Origin of the sequence: Halorubrum shenae (genome assembly GCF_051194165.1) — an archaeon.
Lineage (GTDB): Archaea > Halobacteriota > Halobacteria > Halobacteriales > Haloferacaceae > Halorubrum.
Window position 1 is genome coordinate 249,387 of sequence record NZ_JBLZNI010000001.1, and the last position, 23,876, is coordinate 273,262.

Below are 23,876 nucleotides of genomic sequence, written 5' to 3' on the forward strand. Positions count from 1 at the left end.
CGCGGCGGCGAGTATTTACCTCGCGACCGGGTATGAGACTGCATGACTGATTGGCGCGCCGTCGGCTACGGATTTGTCGTGATGTTGATCGCCGGGCTCCTCGCGACGTTCGTCCCGGTCGTCGGTCACGTCGGCGCGGGGCTGATCGGGGGGTTCGTCGCCGGCTACGTCGCCGGCGGCGGGCTGCTCTCAGGAACGTGGCACGGCCTGCTCGCGGGATCCGTGAGCGGTATCGTCGTCACCCTCGTTCTGGCCGCGTTCGGCGGACTTGTGGGACTGGCCGGCGGCCCCGTTGGCAGCCTGCTCGGCGGTGCCGGCGTGCTGGTCGTCGGGCTGTTCCTGACGCTCCTGTTCGCGATCGACTCGGCGCTCGCGGGCGCGATCGGCGGCGTGCTCGGAGACTGAGGTCGCTTTTTAGGTCATACGAGGTTGATGGTCGGATGAGTGTGATCTGCGCGGTCGGCGCGCGCCTCCGAGCGGGCCATCGGCCCACGGCTGGGGCTTTGGACGTGTTCGCCGTCGATCTACTGTCAACCGCTTATAAGCAATCGGCTGAAAAATGGCAAAACTCTCCGACCGTTCGACCAACCCCGTCCTAGGCGCTCTCGACCGCGTCGAGGACGGCGTCGTAGTCCGGCTCGTTCGTCGGGTCGTCGGCAACCCAGTCGTAGACGACATCGCCGTCGTCGTCGACCACGAACACGGCTCGGTTGGCGATCCCGTAGAGACCCAGATCAGCGATGTCCATCTCCAGCCCGTACGCCCGAATCGCGTCGCCGCCCATGTCGCTGACGAGGTCGAATTCGATTCCGTGCTCCTCGCGGAACGCACCTTGCGAGAACGGGGAGTCGGCGCTGATTCCGAGCAGCGTCGCGCCCGCGTCGTCGAACGCGTCGGCGCGCTCCTGGAACGCCACCATCTCGTTCGTGCACGGGGGCGTGAACGCGCCCGGGAAAAAGGCGAGCACGATCGGCCCGTCGCCGATGTGGTCGTCGATGTCAAACGGCTCGTGGTCGCTCGTGCCGACTTTCGCGGTGAACGTGGGTGCGGCGTCGCCTGTAGATACCATCGTCGTGTAGTACGTGCGACTTGTGCAAAAGGCTTGCCGCGTTCACACTCGGGGGCCGAGCTACCCCCGATCGAGGTACTCCTGCTGGATCGCGACGATCTCGGACGAATCCTCGCAGTCCGCGTACCGCCGGAGCGGCTCCTCGTTGAGGTCGAGGAACGTCTCGCCCCACGTGAACTTCGCCATGACCCGTTCGGCGTGGTCGAGTTCGCCGAGAATCGCGAGCGCGGCCGCGAACGCCTCGACGGTCGTGAGTCGCATCGGGCGCCCGAAGTTCACGGGGTTGGCGGCGACGAGGTACGGGAGCGCGCGGTGCTCGCCGGGGAGGGTGAACTGCTTCTCGCTCGCTGACTCCCACGAGCAGTCGAGTGCGACAAGCGCGTTCTCGCTGGCGAGGTCGGCATCCGCGGGCGAGAGCGCGCGCTCGGCGTGGGGATTCAGCACGATCCCGTACGGCGTGGCGCGATCGGAGCGATGCAGCTCCGCGAGGTCGAACCGCGCGAGCTTCCGGGCCGTACACTTGTCGGGGTCGTCGTCGCCCTCGTACCGGACGTGCAGATCCACACGTACGAGATTGGTGGGTTCATTTATAAGGTGTACGGAGCGTCAGAGAACGCCGCGAAGGCTCCAGTCGATCGCTTATAAATGGTTGATAGCGGATCGCCGACAAGGACCTCCAAAGCCCCAGCCCCTTTGAATCCCACCGGACCGCGACCGCGCCGCACCTCACTCCTCCCCAGCCTCGCGGTTCGCGCCCAAGGGGCGCTCACCGGCACACGCCGACAGCAATTCGGTTTATAAGCGATCGTCGTCGACGATGGCGAACCCACCGCTCACCCCTAGGGCCGATACCGTCAAACCGACCCGGTACCGGCGGGGTTTTTCCTCGTCGCTGCCCACTGGATTGTATGGAGCTGTTCGCGGTCCCGGACCTCCCGGAGATCCGGGGCGGAGACGATCTGGCGGCCATGATCGACGAGCGCGTCGACCTCCGCGCGGACGACGTGGTCGTTGTCGCCAGCACGGTCGTCTCCAAAGCGGAGGGGCGCACGTTCGACCTCGACGACTTCCCGGCCGGACCGCGGGCGAACGAGGTCGCCGACCGGCTCGCCGCGATCGCCGGCGAGGAGAAGGACCCGCGCTTCGCGCAGGCCGTCATCGAGGAGTCGTCGGAGCTGATCATGGAGGCGCCGTTTCTCCTCACCGCGACCCGCTTCGGTCACATCGGCGTCAACGCCGGGATCGATCGGTCGAACGTCCCCGACGGCGACCTCCTGCTGCTCCCGGAGCACCCGTCCGAGAGCGCAGAGGGGATCCGCGAGGGGATCGCGGCCGACCGCGTCGTCGTCAGCGACACCTGCGGGCGGCCCTTCCGACACGGCCAGCGCGGGGTCGCGATCGGCTGGGCCGGGATGCCCGCCAGTCGCGACTGGCGCGGCGAGCGCGACCGCGACGGCCGCGAGATGGGCGTCACCGTCCAGAACGTGATCGACGAGCTCGCCTCGGCGGCGAACCTCGTCGCCGGCGAGGGCGACGGCGGCACCCCGGTCGTCGTCGTCCGCGACTGGGCGTTCGGCGACCACGACGGCTCGGACAATCACTTCCGCGAGGTCGAGGGCGACTTCGTCCGGCAGGCCCTCCGACAGTGGACATTCGACGAATAACCATGCTCGGTATCGAACTCACCCCCGAACACGACCTGCACCGCCTCGTCGACCTCGGCGTCCGCGCCGAAAACGCCGGCTACGACGCCGTCTACTCGACGTGTCACTACAACAACCGCGACCCGTGGGCGTTCCTCTCGCAGCTCGCGACCGCCACGGACTCGGTCCGACTCGGTCCGGGCGTCGCCAACCCATACGAGACCCATCCCGTGACGCTCGCCTCGAAGGTCGCCACCCTCGACGAGCTGTCTGGGGGGCGCGCCGTCTTCGGGCTCGGCCCCGGCGATCCCTCGACGCTCCGAAACCTCGGACTCGAAGACCAGCGCGGGCTCCGCTCTGTCTTGGAGGCGTTCAAGACCGCCCAGACGCTCTGGGCCGGCGAGCGCGTCGACCACGAGGGAACGTTCGACGCCGCGGGTGCCGGGCTCAACTACGAGCCCCCGCAGGGCGCCGACATTCCGGTCCACGTCGGCGGCGAGGGACCGCACATGTGCCGGATGGCCGCGAAACACGCCGACGGGCTGTTGTACAACGGCTCGCACCCGAAGGACCTCGCCTGGGCCCGCGAGCAGGTCGACGACGGGCTCGACGACCGCCCGGAACACCGCGGCGACTTCGATCTGATCGCGTACGCCGCGGTCTCGGTCGCCGAGGACGAGGCGACCGCCCGCGAGGCCGCCCGCCCGCCGGTGGCGTTCATCGCCGGGGGCGCGGCCCCGCCCGTCCTCAAGCGCCACGGCATCGACCCGGCCGCCGCCAGCGATATCGGCGACCGCGTCTCGGCCGGCGACTTCTCCGCAGCCTTCGAGCGTGTGACCCCAGAGATGATCGACGCGTTCTGCATGGCAGGCAGCCCTGAGACCGTCCGCGAGCGCGCGGCCGCCGTCGCCGAACACGCCGACGGGCTCGTGGTCGGGTCGCCGCTCGGCCCGGACTTGGAGGGCGCAGTCGACCTCGCGGCCGATGCCGTCGACGGTCTCTTTTAAGCGCCCGCTGCGTTCTCAACGGCCGAGAACCGAGAATCGCCCCTGATAACTCCGGGGTGAGCTTCATAAGCCGCTTCCGTTGAACCCTCTGTATGTCGACGACACGACAGCGGCGCCCGGGGCTCCGCGGGCGGTACGAGGCCCTCCTGTGGGAGATGATGGATCGCCTCGGTATCTCCGAGTCGATAGAGCGCAAGGTCGTGACGGCGGTCGGGATCCAGTTTCTCGTCACCGTCGGGATCTTCCTCGTGCCGTTCGTCGTCTCCGGGACGCTCTCGTACGTCCTCTCCGCCGTCCTGTTTCTCGGTGCCGTCCTCGCGATCTACAACACGCTCCTCATCGTGCGGCGCGACTTCGTGGCCCCGCTCCAGCAGCTTGAGACCGGTGCCGACGCGATCGCTACGGGAGAGATCGACGCGGTCGGGGCGACGGACGACTCTGGTTCGAACCTCGCCGGCAGCGATCAACCCGACGAGATCGGGAACCTCGTGAACTCCTTCACCGAGGTCCAGCGGTACCTCGGGACCGTCTCCGCGCAGGCGGAGGCCCTCGCTGCACAGGAGTTCGACGACCCGGTGCTCGAGGAGGACGTACCGGGCGGGTTCGGCGACTCGCTCGACGAGATGGCCACCAACCTCGAAGCGCACACGACCGAGCTCGAGTCGCTCGTCGACGCGTTCGGCGACGCGGCGGGACGCGCGCGAGACGGCGATCTGACAGCGACGATCGACGACGGGGCGCTGGCGACCGACGAGGACCGGTACGTCGAACTTGTCGAGAACTACAACCGGCTCGTGACCACGATCGGCGGGACCGTCGGTGACGTCGCGTCGTTCACGGACGACGTCGCAGACGCGAGTGGCGACGTGCGCGCGAGTATGGACGAGGTCGACGACGCCAGCGAGGAGGTCGCGCGCTCCGTCCAGGAGATAAGCGACGGCGCCGCCGAACAGACCGAGGAGCTGGAGTCGGTCTCGGGCGAGATGAACACGCTCTCGGCGACCGTCGAGGAGATCGCGGCGTCGGCCGACGACGCGGCCGCGACCGCCCGAAACGCGGCGGAGCGAGGGCAGGCCAGCCGCGAGGAGGCGACCGAGGCGATCGAGGAGCTCGAGGCGCTCGAAACCAGCATCTCCGAGACGGCGACCGCGGTCGAGGACCTCGTCGATCGGATCGGCGAGATCGACGAGATCGCCTCTGTGATCGACGGGATCGCCGAGGAGACGAACCTGCTCGCGTTGAACGCTTCCATCGAGGCGGCGCGGGCCGACGGCTCCGGCGACGGCTTCGCGGTCGTCGCCGACGAGGTGAAGGCGCTCGCCGAGGAGACCCGCGAGGAGGCCGCCGCGATCTCGGGACGCATCGACGAGGTGCAGGCGGCGTCCGCGGAGACCGCCGAGGACGTGGACGAGATGGAGTCGCAGGTGTCGGACGGCGTTGACACGATCGAGTCGACGCTCCGGGAGTTCGAGGCGGTCGTCGAGGACGTGACGACGGTCGACGCGACGGTCCAGGAAATAAGCGACGCGACCGACGATCAGGCGCGGACGACGCAAGGAGTCGTCGAAATGGTCGACGATATCGCCTCCGTCAGCCGGCAGACCGCGACCGAAGCGGAGACCGCCGCCGCCGCGGCCGAGGAACAGACCGCGACGGTCTCCGAGGTCACTCGTCGGGTCCATACGCTCTCGGACCAATCGGACGAACTGCTCGCGACGCTCGACGAGTTCGAACTTCCCAACGGCGAGACTGACCACGTGTCCTCGTCCAGGGCGGATCGCCCGGCGCCGTCGATCGCGAGCGCGGACGACGACTGAAACAGGACCAAGAAACAGAACCGAGATTGAGACGCGCTACTCCGCCGGGCCGCGACCGCCGAGCGAGGGAAGCGTGACGCCGATCTCCTGGAGGAGGGCGCCGACCGCGGCGTACCCGAGCACCGCCACCGCGGCGATGAGTATGGCCTGTCCGACGACGACAAGGAGGGCCGACACCGGGTCGCCGGCGCCGAGGATGAGGTCGTTCAGGAAGATATCGACGAAGCGGCCGATATCGGTGACGAGCCGGGTAACGAAGTCGGTGAGCGCCATCATGGCCGGCAGTTGGTCCGGGGGGTACTTGGGTGTTGAGTTCGCGGCCGTCTCTCGCGGCTGATCAGCGGACCGCGACCGGTTGCGACAACCGAACGGCTTACACCTGACCGACACGGACCTATCGGTCATGAACGCCCTGATGGACCTGTTCGCCGAGAACACGCTTCTGTGGGTCCTCACGGGGGTCCTCGCGTACTCCGCGGCCGCGATATGGCTTCGGAACCGCGGGATCCTCCCCGATTCTGTTCGCGTCTCCGGACCGGTACTGACCCTTCGCACCCTCCGCGGCCGAGCCTTCCTCAACCGACTCGCCGCGCCGAGGCGACTCTGGCGGGCCGTCGCGAACCTCGGACTGGGCGGCGCGCTCGTCGCGATGGTGGGGTCGTTCCTCCTCATCCTCTCGTCGGCGCTCTCCGCGATCCGCACCGCTCAGCCCTCCGCGATCCAGCAGCCGCAGAACTTCCTCATCATCCCCGGCGTGAACGACTTTCTCCCCCTCTCGGTCGCGCCCGAGATCGTCGCCGGACTCGCGGTCGCGATGGTCGTCCACGAAGGGGCACACGGCCTGCTGTGTCGCGTCGAGGGGATCGATATCGAGTCGATGGGGCTCGTCTTTTTCACGCTGCTCCCGGTCGGCGCCTTCGTCGAGCCGAACGAAGAGGCGACACAGGAGGCCTCACGCGGCGCCCGCGCCCGGATGTTCGCCGCCGGTGTCACCGCGAACACGGTCCTCACGGTGCTCGTCTTCGCACTGCTTTTCGGCCCGGTCGTCGGCGCTATCGCGCCGGCGCCCGGATACGCCGTCGGCGAGGTGACCCCCGAGTCGCCGGCTGCGGCGGCCGATATCGCGGGCGGTGACCGACTGGTTGCAGTCGGGGGGACGCCCGTCGACACCGCCGAGGAGTTCGATGCTGCGCTCGACGACGCCGGCGAGACCGTGAGTGTCACGGCCGACGACGGCGACGGAGAGCGAACCGTCGAGGTGGAGCGTCAGCTCCAAGTGATCGGTTCCGCAGGCGGGAACCCCCTCGGTCTAACGATCGAGTCGGAGCCGGTGGCGATCACGTCCGTCAACGGCGAGTCAGTGGCGACCGAAGGGCAGTTCCTCGACGCCGTCGGCGACTCCGAGCGCGCGACGGTGACCGTCGACGCCGACGGCGCGGCCAACGCCACGGTCGACTCCGAGACGACCGAGATACCGATCGGCGCGTACGCCCTCGGCGTCCAGGAGGGCGGCCCCCTCAACGCCGAGGGTGCTCCCATGGGCGAACCCTTGACGATCGTCGCGCTCGACGGCGAACGGGTCCGAAACAACGGCGAGCTCTCGTCGGTGCTGGGCGAGCGCGAGCCCGGAACGACCGTCGAGGTCGCCGGGTACGACGCCGACGACGAGCGCGTCAGCTACGACGTGGAACTCGACCCGCATCCGACCCGCGACGGCGGGTTTATCGGCGTGACGGTCTTCCCGGGATCGAGCGGGCTCGCACTCGATGACTTCGGCGTCTCGGAGTACCCGGCCGGCGCGTACCTCGAACTCCTCGGCGGCGACGGCGGTGAGGGCGCGACCAACGGGCTCGCGCTCGGCGGGCTCACTGAGTCCCCGCTCGGGCTCGTGTTCGCCTCGCTCATCCTCCCGCTCGGCAGCCTGTTCGGGCTCCCGTTCAACTTCGCGGGGTTCACCGGCGAGATGACCAACTTCTACGTGGTCGAGGGCGCGTTCGCGGCCTTCGGGGGCGGGACGTTCCTCCTCGCGAACCTGCTCTTCTGGACCGGGTGGATCAACATCCAGCTCGCGCTGTTCAACTGCCTGCCGGCGTTCCCGCTCGACGGCGGTCGAATCCTTCGGATGGTCGCCGAGGCGGTGGTCAGCCGGGTGCCGATCTCCGACCGCCACGCCGCGGTCCGGACGGTCACGGTTTCTTCCGGGCTCGTCATGCTCGCCGGGCTGGTCATGATGATCTTCGGTAACCAGATCCTCGGGGCGCTCGGACTGCTCTAGCTCGGGGTCAACGGTCGGGGGCGGATCGCGGGCGGAGCGAGGCCGGATCGCGGGCGGAGCGGGGGCTGATCGAGGGCCCCGCGACGTCCGCCGGAATGGGAAACGGGTTTCTTCGCGGGGCGAAACCGTAACCCATGAGCTACTCACGCACCGTCGAGATCGAGGGCCACATCATCGACAGCGGGACAATGCAGCGCTGTTTCGGCGCGGTGATGGATCTCGACGGCTCCTTTGATGTCGACCAGTTCGACGTGGGGACCCACGAGGAGGCGGAGTCGTACTGCCGAATGGCGGTGTCGGCCGACGACCCGGAGACCCTCCAAGCGATCCTCCACGAACTCCATCAGAACGGCGCGGTGCTGGAGGACCCGACCGACGTGGCGCTCGTGGCGGCGCCCGCGGATAAGGTCGTTCCGCCCGACTTCTACTCCACCACAAACCACCCGACGGAGGTTCTCTATGACGGCGAGTGGATCGACGTCGAGCGGATCGAGATGGACTGCGCGCTGATCGTCGATCCTGACGGAGGCCCCGACGGCGGTCCCCGAGCGTTCACGAAGGTGCTCAACGCGGTCGAGGAGGGGGACCTCGTCGCAACCGATGAGTCCGGTATCCGCGTAAATCCTCCCGAGCGCCCCCGCAGCGGGGGCGGCGCGTTCGGCTTCATGCAGGGCGGCGTCTCCGCCGAGCGCCCCTCGGAGTCGACCATCCGCGAGGTCGCCGAAGAGCTCCGCGAAGTAACCGAGGCCGGCGGGAACGTGATGGTCGTCGCGGGACCCGCGGTGATCCACTCGGGGGCGGGTGACGCCCTCGCCGAGCTGGTCGAGGCGGGCTACGTCGACGCGCTCTCGGCCGGGAACGGCTTCGCTACCCACGACTTGGAGCGCTCGCTGTACGGGACCTCACTCGGGATGGACGTGGAGACGCTCGAACATCCGCGGAAGGGCCACAAACACCACATTTGGACCATTTCGGAGATCATCCGTGCGGGCGGGATCGAGGCCGCCGTCGAGGACGGGATCATCGGCGAGGGCGTGATGTACCAGTGCGTGCAAAACGACGTCGACACGGTGCTCGCTGGCTCAATCCGGGACGACGGCCCGCTCCCGGACACGATCACCGACGCGGTCGAGGCGCAGGACGCGATCCGCGAGCAGGCCCACGACGCCGACATTGTGTTGATGCTCGCGACGCTGCTCCACTCCGTCGCGGTCGGAAACTGCCTCCCGTCGACGACGAAGACCGTCTGCGTCGACATCAATCCCGCCACCGTCACGCAGCTGCTCGACCGCGGGTCGGCACAGGCGGTCGGGATGGTCACCGACATCGGGACGTTCGTCCCGACGCTCACGGAGTACGTGCTGAAGGGGGATGACGCGTCGACGGCGGGAGACGCCGACGCGTGACCACCGATGTCCGCCCGTACGACCCCGAGAGCGACGCCGACGCGCTGTACCGACTCAAGACCGCCTTCGAGCGCGGCCTCGGCGAGTCGACGGGCGGGGAGGAGAAGGGCGCCGCCTACGAGGCGAAACTCACCGACGACTACCGCGAGTCGTGGCTCGCGTGGGTGGATCGGTGCGTCGCCGACGACGAGCGGTGTGTGACGGTCGCTGTCGATGGGGGCGATGACCTCGACGACGACAGCGCCGACGAGCGCGTCGTCGGCTACGTCTTCGTCCTCCCCGAGCGCCTCGCCATGATCTGGGACGCAGCCGTGATCAACGAGATATACGTCGCGCCCGAACGCCGCGGGACCGGCCTCGCCGACGAGCTGATGGACGCCGCCGTCGCGGTCGCCGGCGATCAGGAACCCCCGCTCGACCGGATCGTGCTCGACGTCGACTCAGCGAACGAGCGAGCCAAGGCCTTCTACGGCCGTCACGGCTTCGAGCCGTGGGGCGAGATGATCGCGCGACCGCTCGACGGCTGAGTCGCATCCGCCGCCGATCGGTGCCCGCGCATTCAGGACCCGGAAACTCCGGACAGGAGTTATGTGGGTCCCCGTGTCATCTCCATGTATGAGCTATCTTGTTGCAACCGACGGATCGACAGAGAGCGACGAAGCGGTCCGGTACGCGGCGCGACAGGCCGTCGCGTTCTACGAGACACTCGAAATCGCCCACGTGTTGACGCCGGACTCGGAGCTGGTCGACGGGACGATCATCCTCCCGGGCGAAGAGGCCGCGGTCGAGGCGGGACAGGGCGTCTTAGAGAACGCTCGGTCGGTCGCCGAGGAGGCGGTCGGCGACGAGCCGATCGACGTGCAGACCCAGCTCCTCACCGGTCGCCCCGCCGACGCACTCACGGAGTACGCCGCCGAGGAGGCCGTCGACGCCATCTACGTCGGCCACCGCGGCCTCTCGGAGGAGCGCGAGCAGGTCGTCGGCAGCGTCGCGAAAAGCGTCGTCGACAAGGCCGACGTGCCAGTGACGGTGATCCGGTAGGTGTCAGACAGCAAATCAGTCTGTGGTCGGCTCTAACACGCGTTTTCGACGCCTCGGCCGCGATTTCGGGTGTCACAGGCGCCGGAAAGAACCGCCATTACCGGTCCTTCAAAGCGGCCTTGGGTCCTATAACGGGTGATGACAGAAGACGTACTTGTCACGGCGGACTGGGTTGAATCGAACCTCGACGCGTTTCAGGACGACGACTCCGACCACCGGCTCGTCGAGATAAACAACCCGACCGTCACCGACGATTCGGACTACACGCCCTACGAGGAGGGGCACATCCCGGGCGCACTGAACTTCGAGTGGGACGAGGTCTTCACTGACGAGACGGAGCGCGACATCGTCTCGAAGGCGGACTTCGCGGAGCGAAACGGCGCAGCCGGGATTGACGCCGACACGACGGTCGTCGTGTACGGCGGCGGCCGCGTTCCCAACTGGTTCGCGCTGTTCGGCTACTGGATCTACACGTACTACGGTCACGAGGACGTGCGCGTGATCGACGGCGGGAAGGGGTACTGGGTCGAGAACGACTATCCGCTCACGACCGAGAAGCCCGACTTCACGCCTCGCGACTACGAGGCCCGCGGTCCCTTCGAGAGCGTCCGCGCGTATAAAGACGACATCGACACCGCCATCGAGGAGGGGCTCCCGATGGTTGACGTGCGCTCTCCCGAGGAGTTCTCCGGCGAGGTCATCGCCCCCGAGGGGCTCAACGAGACGGCCCAGCGCGGTGGCCACATCCCCGGCGCGAGCAGCGTCCCGATCGGGACCACGCTGAACGAGGACGGCACGTTCAAGAGCGCCGACGAGCTTCGCGAGCTGTACGCGGACGCCGGCGTCAACGGCGACGAGTCGACGATCACCTACTGCCGCGTCGGCGAGCGCTCGTCGATCGAATGGTTCCTGCTCCACGAGCTGCTCGGCTACGACGACGTCCGTAACTACGACGGCTCGTGGACCGAGTGGGGCAACCTCGTCGGCGCGCCGATCGAGACTGGCGAGTGAACTGCGCCCGCGCTCGCTGACCGACTCGGCAGTAGTCGCGTGATCGCGCTCGAGCTCCGGCACGGCGACCGCGGTCCGTTCCGCGTCGATCCGGCGGGAGAGAGACCCGTCGAGCGGCTCCACCGAGAGAGTCGCTAGCCAGCCCCGTCCGCCTTCGAGACGACGGAGTACAAACGTATTTATGGTTGTGTGTAGTATTGTATTGTATGAACCAGAATGTCGGATCCACGGATAAGCTCGTCAGAACGGCTCTCGGAGCGGTTCTGGGTACCGTCTCCCTCGCGACTCTCGTCGGTGCAGTGTCGCTGCCGGCGCTCGCTGCACCCGTTCTGGGTGTCGCGTCGCTGCTCATGCTCGGGACCGCCGCGAGGGGCTCTTGTCTGCTCTACTCGCTGCTCGGCGTCGACACGTGTCCGGCGTCGGCGGGCGGGTCGCGATAGGGGTCTCGAAAGATCCAAAAAACGCGTATAGAGGGTTCCAAACGAACTTTTTCGGCAGTTAGCGGATCCCCGGCGACGGCAGCCTCAAGTGTGGCTGGTCGTAACGTCTTTCATGTGCTTGCCAAGCGGATCGATAGCTCTCGCGTACAGGCATCAGAACGGCGGCGGTGACCGGGGTGACCGCGCGTGAGCAACGATTCGACCGTCCTCGTGATCGGCGGCGGCGCGACCGGTGCGGGCGTTGCACGAGACCTCGCGCTCCGGGGGGTAGACGTGACCCTCGTCGATCGGGGCGGGCTCGGGAGCGGGACGTCCGGCCGCTCGCACGGGCTGCTCCACAGCGGCGCCCGCTACGCTGAGGCCGACGCGCTCGGCGCCGAGGAGTGCATCCGCGAAAATCGGACGCTCCGGGAGATCGCCGGGGCGTGCGTCCGCGAGACGGGCGGGCTCTTCGTCCGCCTCGCGGGCGACGACCCGGACTACTTCGAGGAGAAGATCGACGCCTGCGAGGAGATCGGGATCGAGACGGAGCGCCTCGACGCCGACGAAGCGCGGGCGGTCGTCCCCGGGCTCTCCGATGCCGTCGCTGAGGCGTTTCGGGTGCCCGACGGCGTGATCTACCCGTCCAGACTGGTCGCCGCTAACGCGGCCGACGCCGAGCGACACGGCGCCACCGTTCACACTGACGCGCCGGTCGAGGGCATCGAGACGACGGAGGGCGCGGTGTCAGCCGTCCGTCTCGGCGGCGACGTCGACGCAACGCTCCGGCCGGACCACGTCGTCAACGCGACGGGGGCGTGGGCCGACCGGATCGCCGACATGGCCGGCGTCGAGGTGGGAATGGCGCCGAGCCGCGGCGTGATGATCTCCGTCGAATACAACGGGCTCGACCCGGTGTTGAACCGATGTCGCGACCCCGACGACGGCGACATCGTCGTCCCCCACGAGGGGGAGGCCGTGCTCGGGACCACGAGCGTTCCGGTCGACGACCCCGACGAGTACGAGCGCGCCGACTGGGAGGTGGAGCGGTCGGTCGAGGAGTGCGCGGCGATGCTCCCCGCCGTCGCCGACGCGCCGACGGTCCGGACCTGGTGGGGTGTCCGCCCCCTGTACGCGCCCGAGGAGGCCGGGTCGGACCGGCGGGGGATCTCTCGCGGGTTCAGCGTGATCGACCACGCCGACGAGGGCGTGGCAAACCTCCACACCGTGGTCGGCGGGAAGCTAACCACCTACCGGGAGATGGCCGAAGTGATGAGCGACCGCGTCTGCGAGCGACTCGGCGTCGACGAGCCGTGCCGGACCGCAGACGAACGGCTGCCGGGCGCCGACGATCCAGCCGAACTCGACGCGCTCGTCGAGAGATACGGCGGGGCGAACCCGACCGACTCCGGTGTCGTCGACGCGGCGGCTGACGACTGAGTGGGCGCGAGAAGAGACCACTTCGACCGCGAACGGGGCGTTACTACATCTGCCATACAAGCCGTAACGGGTGGAACGTTCATAAGGGCTGACAAAAGCGGTTATTGAAGCGACGATACTCGACGAGCAGCCCGAAGCTACTCCGAGAAGTCGGTGAGCGAGCCGGTTCGATCGGAATCGTTGTCGTTGGCGTCGTCGCTGTCGTTGCTGTCGTCGGCGTCGTCGCTGTCTTCGGCGTCATCGATATCGACACCATTCCTGCTCTCCCGTGTGTCGTCGTCCCCCTGTTCCGTCGGCCGTTCGCCCCACGGATCTTCGGACTCCACCGGCTCGACGGCGCGGTCGAGGTCCTCGGGCGAGTAGTCGGTCTCGTCGTCGAGAAGCATGGCGAGGCGCTGCCAGCGGGCGCTCTGCTCGTCTTCGCCCTCCGGACCGACCCGAGCGCCGTGGGTCTTGAAAAAGCGCGTGCCGCGGTCGCGGCGCGCGCCCTCGCCGGTGTGACCGTCGAAGACGGCGTCGAACGTCCCCTCCGGTTCGAGGTCGCCCACGGGGAAGTCGTGGGCGGGCTCCTCGCCGCGCTCGCGGGCCTCGGCGCGAACCTCGGCGACGGCGGAGAAGTAGGCGTCGGCGTTCGAGGCCTCGCGGGTCGAGCGCGCGCGGGCCGCCGTCAGCGCAGCGTGGATCGCGCAGAGCCGGCCTTTCCACTCGGCGGGCTCCCAGCGCTCGGTGGCGAGTTCCTCGTAGCGCTCGATCGCGAGGGCCACGTCGCTGCCGGCTCGGAGGTCTTCGACGACGTAGAGGTTGAGGCGGTCCCAGAGGTTCCACGCGTAGCCGGAGCGGGCCAGCTCCCAGGCGGCCCACGCGGCGACCTCCTCGTCGGAGCGGCGCACCGCCTTCTGGAGGAGGCTGGAGACGACGTACCGGCTGTACCCCCCGTCTGTCTCGTTGGGCTCCTTCTCGTCGCCGAAGTCGTTCTCGCCGGTCGCGTCCGGCGTCGTATCGGTCTCCAAGCTCCCGTCCGACCCGAACGTCGCCTGTCGATCGTCGCCATCAGCCATACTCTCGCTCCCGCCGCGAGCGACTTAAAAACCGCGCGGAGCGGGAGCGGCGCGGGGTCCCGAGCCGTCCGCGGTACGACGGATCACACTGCTCCCGAAAGAGAACCCTTAAGTCGGATCCGGCGGGTAGAATACGGTAACCGCCCTTAGCTCAGCCTGGTAGAGCAGTCGACTGTAGATCGACTTGTCCCCCGTTCAATTCGGGGAGGGCGGACTGAACCTCAACACCCGTGAGCGGCAGCGAACGGGTGTTGATTGTGAGGGACGGCCGACCCGTATTGAGCAGACGAGTCATAGCCCGGACCGGCGAGCGAAGCGAGCCGCACGCCCGGACTGTCTCGGTGACTCAGTACTCGCGAACTTCCACGTCAGGAATCCGGCTGAAATCGTTCGGGTTTCCGGTGATCACCGGTTCGCCATGCCGTATCGCGGTCGCTGCGATCTTGATGTCACCCTGTCCGATGCGGCTCCCCTCACGGCGGAGCTGCCCGTCGATCCTCCCGGCGCGTTTCGCAATGTCTTCGGTGAAGTCGATGACGGGGCGCGACTGTAGTACAGACCGAATGCTTTCGAGTTCCCGAAACGCATTCTCCGAGTACCCGACACCGACGTAGAGCTCGTAAACGACCTGCGTGGGTATCTTCTGAGAGACGTTGCTGCGCTCGATTTCTGTCGCGGCTTCGACCGCCCCGTCATCGCCGTTCATCAGATCGATGAGAAACGACGAATCAAGTATCATCGTCACCGTCAAACCGGTCGACTAATTCGTCGATCTCTCGCGTGCCGGCTTCGTTGGATTCGTCGATCGCGCGCCGAAACTCGTCTGCCTCGTCGTCGCTCAGAATCCCGGCCAGATCGAGCAGCGACGCCCCGCCGATGAGCCGCTCGACGGCTTCGGAGAACGTCTCGTCCGCTCGCTTCTCGCTTCTGATGCGCTCGTATACGTCTTCGTCGAGCCGAACATTGCGAGTACTCATATGTATACGTCGTATACGTATCCTCTTGAACGTTCCTCCAGACCGCCGATCACACCCCCTCTCACCACCTAAAGACCGACCCCTCAATTCTCACCACGAGTATTCGCACCGACAGCGTATTCACCCCCCGCATGCAACCGTTCGGACATGACTCTCGTTGTGGTCCCGGTTCGGTTCCCGCCGTCGTCGCACTCCGAGGCGACGCTGCGGGAGGCCGTCCGTGTCGCCGAGGAGCGCGACGCCGACCTCACGATCCTCCACGTGGACCTGTATCAGAACTCGGGCGGCGTCTCCCGCAGCGATCTGAAACGCGCCGTCGAAGAGCGAATCGGCCGGCTCGACCGCGCGCGCTACGTCGTCCGCCGGGGGTTCCTCGTCGAGGAGACCATTCTGGAGGAGATCGTCGCGGAGGACGCCGACGTTGCCGTCATCGGCTCGAAGCAGGCCGGACGGTGGCGGCGCATGGTCCAGAAGCTGCTCTCGGACCCCGACATCGACACGTACCTCCGCGACGAACTGGACTGTACCGTGATCACGGTCGACGCCGACGGTGACACCAAGACCGCAGAGCCCACCGAGAGCGCCGACGACGCCGCGCCCATTCCCAACGACGGAGCTCGCAACTGACCGGTCGACGCCGGTCGAACCCGGATCGTCGCGACCTGTTCACCCGTTTCGAGCGATTTCGCACCGACGCTCGTACTCGATGACGGTCGCGACGCGGTCGGCGACCGCCTCGCCGAACTCCCGCTCGACGAGATACAGCGCCAGGTCGAGCCCGGACGTCACTCCGCCCGCGGTGAGGATGTCGCCGTCGTCGACGACCCGCGCGTCGACGACCGTCGCGCCCGACCCGCGGAGCTCGGCGATCGCCGAGGCGTGGGTGACTGCGCGCCGCCCGTCGGTGAGCCCGGCTTCCGCGAGCAACATCGCGCCGGTACAGACCGCGGCGATCCGGACGCCGGCGGCGTGATACTCGCTGAGCGCGCGCGGCACGTCTCCCGTCTTCGCTTCCGCCCACGCGCTCGCGTCCCCATCGCGCGCGGTCCAGCCGCCGCCGGGGACGACGAGTAAATCGGGCGCTTCGTCAGCGTCCGGGTCGGGCAGCGCGCCGTCGACGCCGACTCGGGTTCCGTGGCTCGCGGTCAGCGACTCGCGCTCGTCGAGCGTGACGTACCGGACGCGTCCGGACCGGTCGGGCGACTCCGTGTCGTCGCCCGGGCCGCCGTTCCCCGCCGTCTCGGCGTCGCTCAACGCGTAGTCGAACACCTCGTACGGGCCGATCGCGTCGAGTTCGTCGAACCCCTCGTACAGCAGAATGTCGATGTTCACTGCCGAGGGCGTACGCGCTCGGTCGTGATGTCTGTTCCCCTGGCGACGGTGCGTTCCCCCAGCGACGGTGCGTAACTCTCGTGACTCACTCGTCGGCGAACGCCTCGGCGACTGCCTCGATGTCGCTGACGACGCGGTCGCGGTCGATCCGTTCGCCTCGGTACGCGCGCTCAACGACACCGTCGGGGTTGACGAGTAGGGTAAGGACGATGTGCGTGAAGTCGTACCCCTGCAGCCGGGCGCTTTCAGTCTCCCGCTGGAACCCGATTCCGAGTCGGTCTTCCACGACCGCTTTCGCTCGCTCCGGGCTCTCCGGGCGGAGGTAGTGCCAGTTGCCGGCGTCGAGGTCGACACCGATCATCTCGGCGTTGTCGCGCAGCGCCGCCTCGTCGTCGCGCTCGGGGTCGAACGTGATCGGGAGGAACAACGTCTCGTCGGTCAGTCCCGCGTCGGCGACGCGCCGTTGGACCTCGACGAGTCGCCGGAGGAGGATTCCGCACTCCACAGGACAGAAGGTGAAGACCCCGGTCACGATTGCGGTCCGGTCGATGGCCTCGCTGTCGATGGTGATCCCGGCGATCGGGTCCCGGAGTTCGAACGGCGGCAGCGGCTCGCCGTACGCGGGATACGCGAGGTCCTCGCTGTCCGCGATCTGGTCTTCCTGCGGACCGAGAACGACCCCCTCGGGCTGACCGCCGAGCACCGACGTACACCCGGCTGTCCCGCCGGTCGTCGCCGCGGCGATTCCGCCGAGCAGCGCTCGTCGTCGCATACCCAAATCGACGGCGCACGGACGCATAACCGGTCTGGTGCGGGCGTCGAACGACGCGCCCCGCAAGCCGGTAGTTTATAAAGGCGAGTAGTACGGGATCGGCGGGTGCGGCAGCGGGACTCCGAGCGTCGCGAGGCCGTGCTGGAGCGGAATGTACCCGAGCGCGACGAAGGCGACACCGAGCGCGCGGTGGAGCCGCATTCGGGTATCGACGCTCACGGACCCGAACACGGTTCCGAAGAGGAACAGCGCCGGCACGGTGCCGAGCCCGAGCGCGGCGAGCGCGGCCGCGCCGCCGAGCGCGCTCCCCTGCACGAACGCGTACAGGAACGCCGGGTACAGCAGCGGACACGGCAAGAGCCCGTGCGCGGCGCCGAGCCCGACGATCCGCCAGTCGCCGACCCATGCGTCGACCCGGGGAACGATCCGCCGGGTGACGACCCCCGAGGCGACCTCGATCCCGGGAACGGGGATCCGCTGCAACTCCAGTCGAAGCGCGTACCGGACGCCGATCGCGATGACGACCGCCCCGACGACCAGCCCCGTGAGCGCGTGGACCTCGTCGGCGACGGTCGTCACCGTCTGACCGGTGACGAACGCGAGGCTCCCCGCGAGCCCGAACAGCCCGCCGATCGCGGCGTAGCTCGCCGTGCGACCGAGGTTGAACAGCGCGTGTTGCCGCACCTGTCGTACGGTGAGGTCGTCGCGTCCGCCGGCCCGCGCGGCCCTCTTCCGTCCGCCGTCACCGCCCTCACCGCCGCCACCGCCGGCGGCCCGCATCCGGTCGGTGTACGTCGAGACCAGCGGGCCGCACATTCCGAGACAGTGGGCGCCGCCGAGGAGCCCGACGAGCAGGAACACGCCGAGGCTCAGCGGGTCGGCGGAGTAGATCGAGCCGCTCGGCTCGCACGTCGCCGTCGCGGGGACGAACGACAGCGCGTCGAGCGCGTCGACGTCCCCCAGTTCGCGCATGGCAGATCGATCGCCCGCGGCGACCCTAACGGATCTGGTGCGATCGACGAACGGGGCAAGAGGACGAGTCAGCGAGCGGAGGAGCCGGCCAGCGAGCGCGACCCGCTCACTCGAACAGGCTGTCGACGGTCCGGATAAACCGGTCGACGATCCGGTCCGGAAGCGATGGCGACACCGCATCGAGAAGTGTCGCGGTCCGGTCGGGGCGCGCGAGCGAGAGACGCATCGGTCGGCCGTCGGACTTCTCGACGATTCCGCTCTCAACGAGGTTCGAAACGTGCCACGAGACGGTGCTACGCGCGAGGTCAAGTTCGTCTGCGAGTTCCGTTGGCCGGGTCGGCCCGTCGGCGTGCAGTCGGAGGAGGATCCCGCGTGGGGTCTCCCGCCGAAGGAAGGCGAGCGCCCGGCGCTCCCATGGGTCGAACGTCGGGTCGAAGTAGTGGGCGCGCCCGCCGATCCGCTCGACCGCGATCTCGCCGTCGCCGACGAGCCGGCGGAGGTGGTACTGCGCCTGTCCGGTGGCGATGTCGAGGTCGCGGCTCAGTCGGTTGAAGTGGACGCCCGGCGTGTCGCGGACGTGCCGGCGGACCCGGGCTCTCGTGTCCGGCATGGGTGCTTATCGTGAGCTATCGGATTAGTAGTTAAAAGATACGCGCGTGTTCCCTCCGAGCGAGAGCGGTCGGGGAGTGTATTCTTGTCGATCGCCGCAGTACGACTCGACAGCGTGATTCCGATTCCCGCGACCGCGACCGTCGGAGGGTGGGGCGTAGAGGGGTCGCTGCCGCTCCTCGCCGTCGTGATCGTCGCCGGCGTCGGCACCGGGCTCCTCTTTCTCGTGAGCCTCGTCGCGTACCGGCGCCGCCGGAGCGCGCAGTACGCCCTTATAAGCGTCGCCGTCGGCGCCCTCCTCGCCCGCTCGGTCGTGGGCGCGGGCACCGTCCTCGGCGTCGTACCGATGCCGGTCCATCACTACCTCGAACACAGCTTCGACTTCCTGATCGCCGCGGTCGTCCTCTACGCGGTGTACGCGTACAGTCCGGGGTCCGTCGGCGATGACACCGCTTCGGACTGACCGGGAGTATCACCCTCTCGTTATAAATCGCCGATTCCGTTCCGGACGCGTTCGATAGCGGCGTCGACGCGACGCCCGTACGCCAGCGCCGCGCCCGAGACGACGGCGCCGAAGAGCGTCCAGCCGACGAGCGAGCCGAGCGCACGGGTCGTCGAGACGAACCCGCCCTCCGGCGCGAAGGCGACGCCGATAACGTGCTCGAAGACGAGCCCGCGAAACGCCCCGTTCGGCGTCATGGCGAGCGATCCCGGGATCGTCGCCGGCGACGCCCCGGAGCCGAGCGAGCGGAGCAGGAGGAGGTCGCCGCCGAGCACGCCGGCGACCAGCGCGAGGACCCCGAGCGCGATCGCGCTCCGGCGGCTCGCGGCAAGCGCCGAGACGGCCGCCGCGAGCGACACGTACGCCGCCCCGAAGAGGAGGACGAACGCGAGGAACCGGAGGTATAAAAACGGGGAGTCGATCCCGGCGTGGGTCGCGAAGATCCCCGTGTCCGGCGCGGCGGTCAGCCAGACGCCGACGCCGACCAGGGCGTACGGGACGCCCACGACGCCCACGAACGCGACCGTCCGCGCCAGCAACACGCCGACGACGTACTCGCCGATACGGACCGGATACGTCCGGATCACCGCGAGTTCCCCGCTCGCGCCGTCGGCGAGTAGCGCGCGGTAGCCCAACACCACCGCGACGATCGGGACGAGCGCCTCCGTCGGGAGCAGGAGGTCGACGACCGCCGGCACGAACCCGGTCGCGCCCCCGCCGCCCGCCGCGAGGAGGCCGCCGACGGCGACGAGCAGTCCGACCGCCAGCACGCCGTAGCCCGGGGTCCGGACCACTGTCGCTAGTTCGCGCCGAAACACGGTCGCGACGCCGGTGAGGGAGCCGCTCATCGGTCCGAGACCCCCGTGACGTGGACCGCTGGCTCGTCGTCGTCGCTCTCGCTTCCGTCGTCAGAGTCGCCTCCGTCGCCGTCCTCGTCCTCGCTTCCCTTGTCCTCGCCGTCGCTCTCGTCCCCGTCGGGAGCCTCGGTGTCGTCCCCTGCCAGCGCAGCCGCTTCGCCGACCACGACGCGGTACAGCTCCTTCGCGTCGGCGGCACCGTGTTCGTCGAGCAGTCGGTCGAGCGGTCCCGCGGCGGCGACCTCCCCGCGTCGGAGGATCACGATTCGGTCGGCGTGATCGTCGACGAGGTCGAGCGCGTGCGAGGAGACCACGACCGCGGTGTCGCCGTCGGCCCGCTCGGCCGCCGCGCGAAACGCGCGTTCGCGCATCCCCGGGTCGAGGCCGCTCGCCGGCTCGTCGAGAACGACGAGCGAGGGGTCGCCGAGGACCGCCTGCGCGATGCCGAGGAGGCGACGCATCCCGCCCGAGAGCGCCTCGACGCGCCTCTCGCCGGCGTCGCCGAGCCCGATCCGATCGAGCGCGGCGTCCGGGTCGTCGTCGACGAGCCGCGCGTAGAACGCGAGCGTCTCGCGGGCGGTGAACCCGTCGCGAAACGGTACCCGCTGCGGGAGGTACCCGATCGGTTTCGGCCCGGTCGCGCCGGGGAGATCAACCTCGCCCGCGGTCGGCTCCGTCGCGCCCACGAGCACCCGGAGCAGGGTCGACTTCCCGGAGCCGTTCGGGCCGACGACGGCGGTGAGGCCGGGGTCGACTGCGAGCGACACCGATTCCAGCACCGGTACGCCGCCGTACGTTCGGGTGACGTCGGAGAGGGACGCGACGGGTTCGTCAGGCATCACTGGTCCCCCTCGTTGCAGGCGCGGTCACCGCGTCGATAGTCGGCGCGGTCACCGCGTCGGTTCGCTGCGCTCTCGGCCCGATACCGTCCGCCGTCGCGTTCCGATCGTGTGCGTTCATGGCTGCGTCCTCGTCTCCGGTCCCTCCCACTGTGTCCTCGCCCTCGCGACCGCCGTCCAGTTCCGCGCGCCAGTCGGCGTGGACCGGCCCCGCGCCCGGATCGAGCGCGGCGTCGAGCCGGTCGGGCGAGTACGGCGTCGCCGCCGGCGCCGGGTCGATGATGCTCCCCGAGCGCGCCCCGGGGACGGTCCCGCGGAGGCGGTCGAGGAGGGCGACCGCGGGCGACTCGCGCACGGCGACCGCGGCGACCTCGCGGTGGAGCGCGGCGTCGACCGGGGCGGTCGGCCGGTACGCTCGCTCGCCGGGCTCGTGGATGCCGACGTTTGCCCCCTCCCAGTAGTTCCCGCGTTCGCCGTCGGCCCAGACCCGGAGTGCGCCCGCCCCGGCGGCCGCGTGGTCCGCGTTGCCGACGAAGTCGTTCGCGACGACTCGGCTCGACGGGACGACCGTGGTCGCTCGCGCGCCCAGCTCGTTGTTCGCGGCCACGTTGCGCTCGTACAGCGACCCGCGGGAGCTGGTCGAGAAGCCGAGTCTGTTGCCGACGAGGGTGTTGTATCCGATGTAGGCTCGGGTGCCCGAAGCCTGAATCCCGGCGCTCGAATTCCGCACGTCGTTACCGACGATCGCGTTACCCGACGGGCGCGTCATCACCGTGACCCCGCCGAACAGCTCGTTTTTAAATGCGTTGTCGGCGATCAGCGCGTCGCCCGTGTACATGAGGTGCGTCCCGTACCGGTTGTCCGTGAACGTCGAGTTCCGGACGACCGAGCCGTCGGCGCGGTGGAGGTAGATCCCGTCGCGACCGCCCTCGAACGCGCTGTCGGTCACCGTCACCCGCGAGTTCATTCCGGCGATCCCCATGAATCCGTCCTGCCAGCTGTCCGCCCCGTTGACGCGGAGGTCCCGGACGACCGCGTGAGAGCCCTCCCGGAGGAGCAGGCCGCTCGCGTTCGCCACGATCGTCACGTCGTCGACGACGAGTCCCGGCGCGTCGATCGCGTGGATCCCCGCGTCGCCGTGGCCGTAGCCGAGCTGGATGTTGGTGTCCCACGGCTCGCCGTCGCCCGAGCCGCTGTCCTCACCGTCGCTCGCGCGCCCCTCGCGCGCCGCTTCCGGGTCGCGGGTCTGTCCCCCGCTCCCGTCGATCGAGAGCCCGGTGAGCGCCACGTCCGACGCGCGCACCGTGATCACGGAGCCGTTCCCGTCGCCGCTGATCCGCGCGTCCTCGCCGGCGATCGTGACCGACTCGTCCACAGTCAGCGTCTCCTCGTAGGTCCCCGACGGGACGACGACGGTCGTGTTCGGCGGCGCGGCTTCGATCGCCGCCTCGATCGTCGGGGCGTCCTCTCCGACGACGACCGAGACCGGGCGGTCGGCCCGGCGCTCGGCGGCCGCGATCCGATCGTCGGCTGCGTCCCATCGCTCGGGGGCCATCGAGCGCACCGTCGCCGCCGAGTCGGTGTCGAACGACGCGCTCCGGACCGCCTCCCAGTCGACGACCCGCCCGCCGTGGTCCGCGACGAACGCCTCGGCGGCGTCCCGCTCGCGGAACGGGACGACCGTCTCGCCCGCCGGGCTCCGAGCGTCGCTCCCGACGACGTAGACCGCCTCCGCCGCCGGCACCCACTCGCCGAGTCGTTCCGACTCGAACAGCCCGGTCTCTGTCGTCCCCGGTCGGGCGTCGTCGAACGTCTCGACGTAAGCGGCGATCGGGTAGCCGAACTGGTGTTCGGTCCGCCCGTCGTTGAGCGTCGCCGTGAACGACTCGACGCCGTTGTACCCGACGACGTACTGGAGCTGCGAGTAGAAGACCTGCGTCCGCGGGACCCGCGCCGACCCCGCCATCAGCGCGTCCGTCTCGGAGGAGAGCCCGAGTTCGACCACGTCGTCGTAGGCGACCGGCGACGGCGCTGCCGCCTCGGGATCCGCGGCGAACGCTCCGATCGTCGCGACGGCGGCGACGAGGAGGAGCGCGACGAGCGCAATCTGAAGCGCCCGAGACGGATCGCCGTAGGGGTCGAACACTGCCACAAAAGGCCTTCTCTCGCTGGGGCTTTATCCGATCTGGTTCGTTCCTCGAACGACGGCCTGAATCGGTCCAGAGGGCCTAATACCGTCGTTCCGCAACTATCATCCATGACCGAACACCAGCGTCTGTCGGTGTCGCGTCGACGACTGCTCGGCGGCGTCGCCGCGGGGCTCTCCCTCGCGGCCGCCGGCTGCACGGACGACGAGAGTGCGTCGATCACGCCGGTCTCGATCGACGGCGAGCGGGCCTGCGACCAGTGCGGCATGATCGTCGGGGACCACCCCGGGCCGGTCGGGCAGATCCACTTCGAGGACGACGAGCCGGAAGGCGGGCGGCCGGGGCAGTTCTGCAGCAGCACCTGCACCTACACCTACCGGTTCGACGCCGAGGACGAGGGGCGGACCCCCCTGGCGACGTTCCTCACCGACTACTCGGCGGTCGACTACGAGGTGTTCACCGAGGGCGGCGACACCCAGTTCTCCTCGCACGTCGAGAGCGACGCGTTCGCGCGGACGACAGACCTCACCGTCGTCGCGCGCAGCGAGGTCGTCGGCGCCATGGGCCCCGAGCTGATCCCGTTCAGCGAGGACGACGACGTGGCGTCGTTCGTCGAGGAGTACGGCGGCGAGTCGATGCCCGCCGAGGACGTCGAGCGGTCGACGCTCGAAGCCTTATAAACA

The 23,876-nt window shown here is 68.9% G+C and carries 27 protein-coding genes and 1 tRNA gene; 15 read left to right on the plus strand and 13 right to left on the minus strand.

The features are described from left to right. The first annotated feature begins 42 nt into the window (after positions 1-42). Positions 43-405 carry a DUF5518 domain-containing protein gene (locus ACNS88_RS01270; protein ID WP_435093130.1) on the plus strand — a complete coding sequence of 121 codons (363 nt, stop codon included), beginning with the start codon at positions 43-45 and terminating at the stop codon, positions 403-405. A gap of 190 nt (positions 406-595) precedes the next feature. Here the strand turns inward: ACNS88_RS01270 and ACNS88_RS01275 are convergent, their stop codons facing one another. Further along, entirely contained in the window at positions 596-1,069 is a 474-nt protein-coding gene (locus ACNS88_RS01275; RefSeq protein ID WP_435093133.1) for a redoxin domain-containing protein, read from the minus strand. A 60-nt stretch (positions 1,070-1,129) separates the two neighbouring features. Then, positions 1,130-1,633 carry a DUF367 family protein gene (locus ACNS88_RS01280; protein WP_435093136.1) on the minus strand — a complete coding sequence of 168 codons (504 nt, stop codon included), beginning with the start codon at positions 1,631-1,633 and terminating at the stop codon, positions 1,130-1,132. 344 nt (positions 1,634-1,977) lie between these two features. Here ACNS88_RS01280 and ACNS88_RS01285 point away from each other — a divergent pair, with 344 nt between their 5' ends. From ACNS88_RS01285 to ACNS88_RS01295, 3 genes are all read left to right on the plus strand, one after another. Further along, the gene (locus tag ACNS88_RS01285; protein ID WP_435093138.1) at positions 1,978-2,733 is read left to right on the plus strand and encodes a coenzyme F420-0:L-glutamate ligase; all 756 of its coding nucleotides are present in this window, start codon (positions 1,978-1,980) and stop codon (positions 2,731-2,733) included. A gap of 2 nt (positions 2,734-2,735) precedes the next feature. Next, entirely contained in the window at positions 2,736-3,719 is a 984-nt protein-coding gene (locus ACNS88_RS01290; RefSeq protein WP_435093140.1) for a 5,10-methylenetetrahydromethanopterin reductase, read from the plus strand. A gap of 158 nt (positions 3,720-3,877) precedes the next feature. After that, positions 3,878-5,536: a methyl-accepting chemotaxis protein gene (locus ACNS88_RS01295; RefSeq protein ID WP_435093639.1), complete on the plus strand. Its 1,659-nt coding sequence runs from the start codon at positions 3,878-3,880 to the stop codon at positions 5,534-5,536. A 36-nt stretch (positions 5,537-5,572) separates the two neighbouring features. Here the strand turns inward: ACNS88_RS01295 and ACNS88_RS01300 are convergent, their stop codons facing one another. Beyond that, the gene (locus ACNS88_RS01300) at positions 5,573-5,812 is read right to left on the minus strand and encodes a DUF8024 family protein (RefSeq protein ID WP_435093143.1); all 240 of its coding nucleotides are present in this window, start codon (positions 5,810-5,812) and stop codon (positions 5,573-5,575) included. A gap of 127 nt (positions 5,813-5,939) precedes the next feature. Between ACNS88_RS01300 and ACNS88_RS01305 the strand changes: the two genes are divergently transcribed. The 7 genes from ACNS88_RS01305 (at position 5,940) to ACNS88_RS01335 (ending at position 13,128) form a co-directional block, all read left to right on the plus strand. Continuing rightward, positions 5,940-7,811 (plus strand): site-2 protease family protein, encoded by a 1,872-nt coding sequence (locus tag ACNS88_RS01305; RefSeq protein WP_435093146.1) that lies wholly within the window; start codon positions 5,940-5,942, stop codon positions 7,809-7,811. Positions 7,812-7,945: 134 nt separating this feature from the next. Further along, positions 7,946-9,217 carry an ornithine cyclodeaminase, nickel-pincer nucleotide-dependent gene (locus tag ACNS88_RS01310; protein ID WP_435093148.1) on the plus strand — a complete coding sequence of 424 codons (1,272 nt, stop codon included), beginning with the start codon at positions 7,946-7,948 and terminating at the stop codon, positions 9,215-9,217. Then, positions 9,214-9,744 (plus strand): GNAT family N-acetyltransferase, encoded by a 531-nt coding sequence (locus ACNS88_RS01315; protein WP_435093150.1) that lies wholly within the window; start codon positions 9,214-9,216, stop codon positions 9,742-9,744. Before ACNS88_RS01310 ends, ACNS88_RS01315 begins: the two co-directional genes overlap by 4 nt. Before the next feature lie 88 nt (positions 9,745-9,832). Continuing rightward, a complete protein-coding gene (locus tag ACNS88_RS01320) occupies positions 9,833-10,258 on the plus strand; it encodes a universal stress protein (RefSeq protein WP_435093152.1) in 426 nt (141 codons plus the stop codon). Between the two features lie 138 nt (positions 10,259-10,396). Continuing rightward, entirely contained in the window at positions 10,397-11,269 is an 873-nt protein-coding gene (locus tag ACNS88_RS01325) for a sulfurtransferase (protein WP_435093154.1), read from the plus strand. A 206-nt stretch (positions 11,270-11,475) separates the two neighbouring features. Then, complete coding sequence (locus ACNS88_RS01330; RefSeq protein ID WP_435093156.1) at positions 11,476-11,709, plus strand: YgaP family membrane protein; 234 nt, start codon at positions 11,476-11,478, stop codon at positions 11,707-11,709. Between the two features lie 186 nt (positions 11,710-11,895). Further along, positions 11,896-13,128 (plus strand): FAD-dependent oxidoreductase, encoded by a 1,233-nt coding sequence (locus ACNS88_RS01335; protein ID WP_435093158.1) that lies wholly within the window; start codon positions 11,896-11,898, stop codon positions 13,126-13,128. Positions 13,129-13,265: 137 nt separating this feature from the next. Here the strand turns inward: ACNS88_RS01335 and ACNS88_RS01340 are convergent, their stop codons facing one another. Continuing rightward, positions 13,266-14,186 (minus strand): hypothetical protein, encoded by a 921-nt coding sequence (locus tag ACNS88_RS01340; RefSeq protein ID WP_435093160.1) that lies wholly within the window; start codon positions 14,184-14,186, stop codon positions 13,266-13,268. A 140-nt stretch (positions 14,187-14,326) separates the two neighbouring features. On the opposite strand from ACNS88_RS01340, the gene ACNS88_RS01345 reads away from it, so the two are divergent. Then, positions 14,327-14,400: transfer RNA gene (locus ACNS88_RS01345), tRNA-Tyr, on the plus strand. 132 nt (positions 14,401-14,532) lie between these two features. Here the strand turns inward: ACNS88_RS01345 and ACNS88_RS01350 are convergent. Then, positions 14,533-14,925 carry a type II toxin-antitoxin system VapC family toxin gene (locus ACNS88_RS01350; RefSeq protein WP_435093162.1) on the minus strand — a complete coding sequence of 131 codons (393 nt, stop codon included), beginning with the start codon at positions 14,923-14,925 and terminating at the stop codon, positions 14,533-14,535. Next, positions 14,915-15,163: an antitoxin VapB family protein gene (locus ACNS88_RS01355; RefSeq protein WP_435093163.1), complete on the minus strand. Its 249-nt coding sequence runs from the start codon at positions 15,161-15,163 to the stop codon at positions 14,915-14,917. Before ACNS88_RS01355 ends, ACNS88_RS01350 begins: the two co-directional genes overlap by 11 nt. A 147-nt stretch (positions 15,164-15,310) precedes the next feature. Between ACNS88_RS01355 and ACNS88_RS01360 the strand changes: the two genes are divergently transcribed. Then, on the plus strand, positions 15,311-15,790 hold the full coding sequence (locus tag ACNS88_RS01360; protein ID WP_435093173.1) for a universal stress protein: 480 nt from the start codon (positions 15,311-15,313) through the stop codon (positions 15,788-15,790). Positions 15,791-15,829: 39 nt separating this feature from the next. On the opposite strand, the gene ACNS88_RS01365 is transcribed toward ACNS88_RS01360, so the two are convergent. From ACNS88_RS01365 to ACNS88_RS01380, 4 genes are all read right to left on the minus strand, one after another. Beyond that, positions 15,830-16,495, minus strand: a complete 666-nt coding sequence (locus ACNS88_RS01365) for a DJ-1/PfpI family protein (RefSeq protein WP_435093176.1) — start codon at positions 16,493-16,495, stop codon at positions 15,830-15,832. An 85-nt stretch (positions 16,496-16,580) separates the two neighbouring features. Further along, on the minus strand, positions 16,581-17,267 hold the full coding sequence (locus ACNS88_RS01370; protein ID WP_435093178.1) for an SCO family protein: 687 nt from the start codon (positions 17,265-17,267) through the stop codon (positions 16,581-16,583). A 75-nt stretch (positions 17,268-17,342) separates the two neighbouring features. Further along, a complete protein-coding gene (locus ACNS88_RS01375) occupies positions 17,343-18,239 on the minus strand; it encodes a sulfite exporter TauE/SafE family protein (RefSeq protein WP_435093180.1) in 897 nt (298 codons plus the stop codon). A 106-nt stretch (positions 18,240-18,345) separates the two neighbouring features. Further along, the gene (locus ACNS88_RS01380) at positions 18,346-18,849 is read right to left on the minus strand and encodes a winged helix-turn-helix transcriptional regulator (protein ID WP_435093182.1); all 504 of its coding nucleotides are present in this window, start codon (positions 18,847-18,849) and stop codon (positions 18,346-18,348) included. A gap of 114 nt (positions 18,850-18,963) precedes the next feature. On the opposite strand from ACNS88_RS01380, the gene ACNS88_RS01385 reads away from it, so the two are divergent. Further along, positions 18,964-19,311 (plus strand): DUF7471 family protein, encoded by a 348-nt coding sequence (locus ACNS88_RS01385; RefSeq protein ID WP_435093184.1) that lies wholly within the window; start codon positions 18,964-18,966, stop codon positions 19,309-19,311. A 20-nt stretch (positions 19,312-19,331) separates the two neighbouring features. On the opposite strand, the gene ACNS88_RS01390 is transcribed toward ACNS88_RS01385, so the two are convergent. The 3 genes from ACNS88_RS01390 to ACNS88_RS01400 are packed head-to-tail and all read right to left on the minus strand — an operon-like array spanning position 19,332 to position 23,198. Continuing rightward, complete coding sequence (locus ACNS88_RS01390) at positions 19,332-20,198, minus strand: copper ABC transporter permease (protein WP_435093186.1); 867 nt, start codon at positions 20,196-20,198, stop codon at positions 19,332-19,334. Further along, entirely contained in the window at positions 20,195-21,046 is an 852-nt protein-coding gene (locus ACNS88_RS01395; protein WP_435093188.1) for an ABC transporter ATP-binding protein, read from the minus strand. The genes ACNS88_RS01390 and ACNS88_RS01395 overlap by 4 nt, the downstream gene beginning before the upstream one ends. Then, the gene (locus tag ACNS88_RS01400; protein ID WP_435093189.1) at positions 21,039-23,198 is read right to left on the minus strand and encodes a NosD domain-containing protein; all 2,160 of its coding nucleotides are present in this window, start codon (positions 23,196-23,198) and stop codon (positions 21,039-21,041) included. The genes ACNS88_RS01395 and ACNS88_RS01400 overlap by 8 nt, the downstream gene beginning before the upstream one ends. Positions 23,199-23,303: 105 nt before the next feature. Between ACNS88_RS01400 and ACNS88_RS01405 the strand changes: the two genes are divergently transcribed. Beyond that, entirely contained in the window at positions 23,304-23,873 is a 570-nt protein-coding gene (locus ACNS88_RS01405) for a nitrous oxide reductase accessory protein NosL (RefSeq protein WP_435093190.1), read from the plus strand. Positions 23,874-23,876: the final 3 nt, after the last annotated feature.

What these genes read in the sequence shown, in the direction of transcription:
- ACNS88_RS01395 (WP_435093188.1), bottom strand. Translation starts at nt 21,046, where the DNA reads ATGCCTGACGAACCCGTCGCGTCCCTCTCCGACGTCACCCGAACGTAC.
- ACNS88_RS01295 (WP_435093639.1), top strand. Translation starts at nt 3,878, where the DNA reads ATGGATCGCCTCGGTATCTCCGAGTCGATAGAGCGCAAGGTCGTGACG.
- ACNS88_RS01380 (WP_435093182.1), bottom strand. Translation starts at nt 18,849, where the DNA reads ATGCCGGACACGAGAGCCCGGGTCCGCCGGCACGTCCGCGACACGCCG.
- ACNS88_RS01275 (WP_435093133.1), bottom strand. Translation starts at nt 1,069, where the DNA reads ATGGTATCTACAGGCGACGCCGCACCCACGTTCACCGCGAAAGTCGGC.
- ACNS88_RS01370 (WP_435093178.1), bottom strand. Translation starts at nt 17,267, where the DNA reads ATGCGACGACGAGCGCTGCTCGGCGGAATCGCCGCGGCGACGACCGGC.
- ACNS88_RS01305 (WP_435093146.1), top strand. Translation starts at nt 5,940, where the DNA reads ATGAACGCCCTGATGGACCTGTTCGCCGAGAACACGCTTCTGTGGGTC.
- ACNS88_RS01355 (WP_435093163.1), bottom strand. Translation starts at nt 15,163, where the DNA reads ATGAGTACTCGCAATGTTCGGCTCGACGAAGACGTATACGAGCGCATC.
- ACNS88_RS01340 (WP_435093160.1), bottom strand. Translation starts at nt 14,186, where the DNA reads ATGGCTGATGGCGACGATCGACAGGCGACGTTCGGGTCGGACGGGAGC.
- ACNS88_RS01405 (WP_435093190.1), top strand. Translation starts at nt 23,304, where the DNA reads ATGACCGAACACCAGCGTCTGTCGGTGTCGCGTCGACGACTGCTCGGC.
- ACNS88_RS01375 (WP_435093180.1), bottom strand. Translation starts at nt 18,239, where the DNA reads ATGCGCGAACTGGGGGACGTCGACGCGCTCGACGCGCTGTCGTTCGTC.
- ACNS88_RS01350 (WP_435093162.1), bottom strand. Translation starts at nt 14,925, where the DNA reads ATGATACTTGATTCGTCGTTTCTCATCGATCTGATGAACGGCGATGAC.
- ACNS88_RS01320 (WP_435093152.1), top strand. Translation starts at nt 9,833, where the DNA reads ATGAGCTATCTTGTTGCAACCGACGGATCGACAGAGAGCGACGAAGCG.
- ACNS88_RS01325 (WP_435093154.1), top strand. Translation starts at nt 10,397, where the DNA reads ATGACAGAAGACGTACTTGTCACGGCGGACTGGGTTGAATCGAACCTC.
- ACNS88_RS01330 (WP_435093156.1), top strand. Translation starts at nt 11,476, where the DNA reads ATGAACCAGAATGTCGGATCCACGGATAAGCTCGTCAGAACGGCTCTC.
- ACNS88_RS01285 (WP_435093138.1), top strand. Translation starts at nt 1,978, where the DNA reads ATGGAGCTGTTCGCGGTCCCGGACCTCCCGGAGATCCGGGGCGGAGAC.
- ACNS88_RS01390 (WP_435093186.1), bottom strand. Translation starts at nt 20,198, where the DNA reads ATGAGCGGCTCCCTCACCGGCGTCGCGACCGTGTTTCGGCGCGAACTA.
- ACNS88_RS01310 (WP_435093148.1), top strand. Translation starts at nt 7,946, where the DNA reads ATGAGCTACTCACGCACCGTCGAGATCGAGGGCCACATCATCGACAGC.
- ACNS88_RS01360 (WP_435093173.1), top strand. Translation starts at nt 15,311, where the DNA reads ATGACTCTCGTTGTGGTCCCGGTTCGGTTCCCGCCGTCGTCGCACTCC.
- ACNS88_RS01300 (WP_435093143.1), bottom strand. Translation starts at nt 5,812, where the DNA reads ATGATGGCGCTCACCGACTTCGTTACCCGGCTCGTCACCGATATCGGC.
- ACNS88_RS01290 (WP_435093140.1), top strand. Translation starts at nt 2,736, where the DNA reads ATGCTCGGTATCGAACTCACCCCCGAACACGACCTGCACCGCCTCGTC.
- ACNS88_RS01270 (WP_435093130.1), top strand. Translation starts at nt 43, where the DNA reads ATGACTGATTGGCGCGCCGTCGGCTACGGATTTGTCGTGATGTTGATC.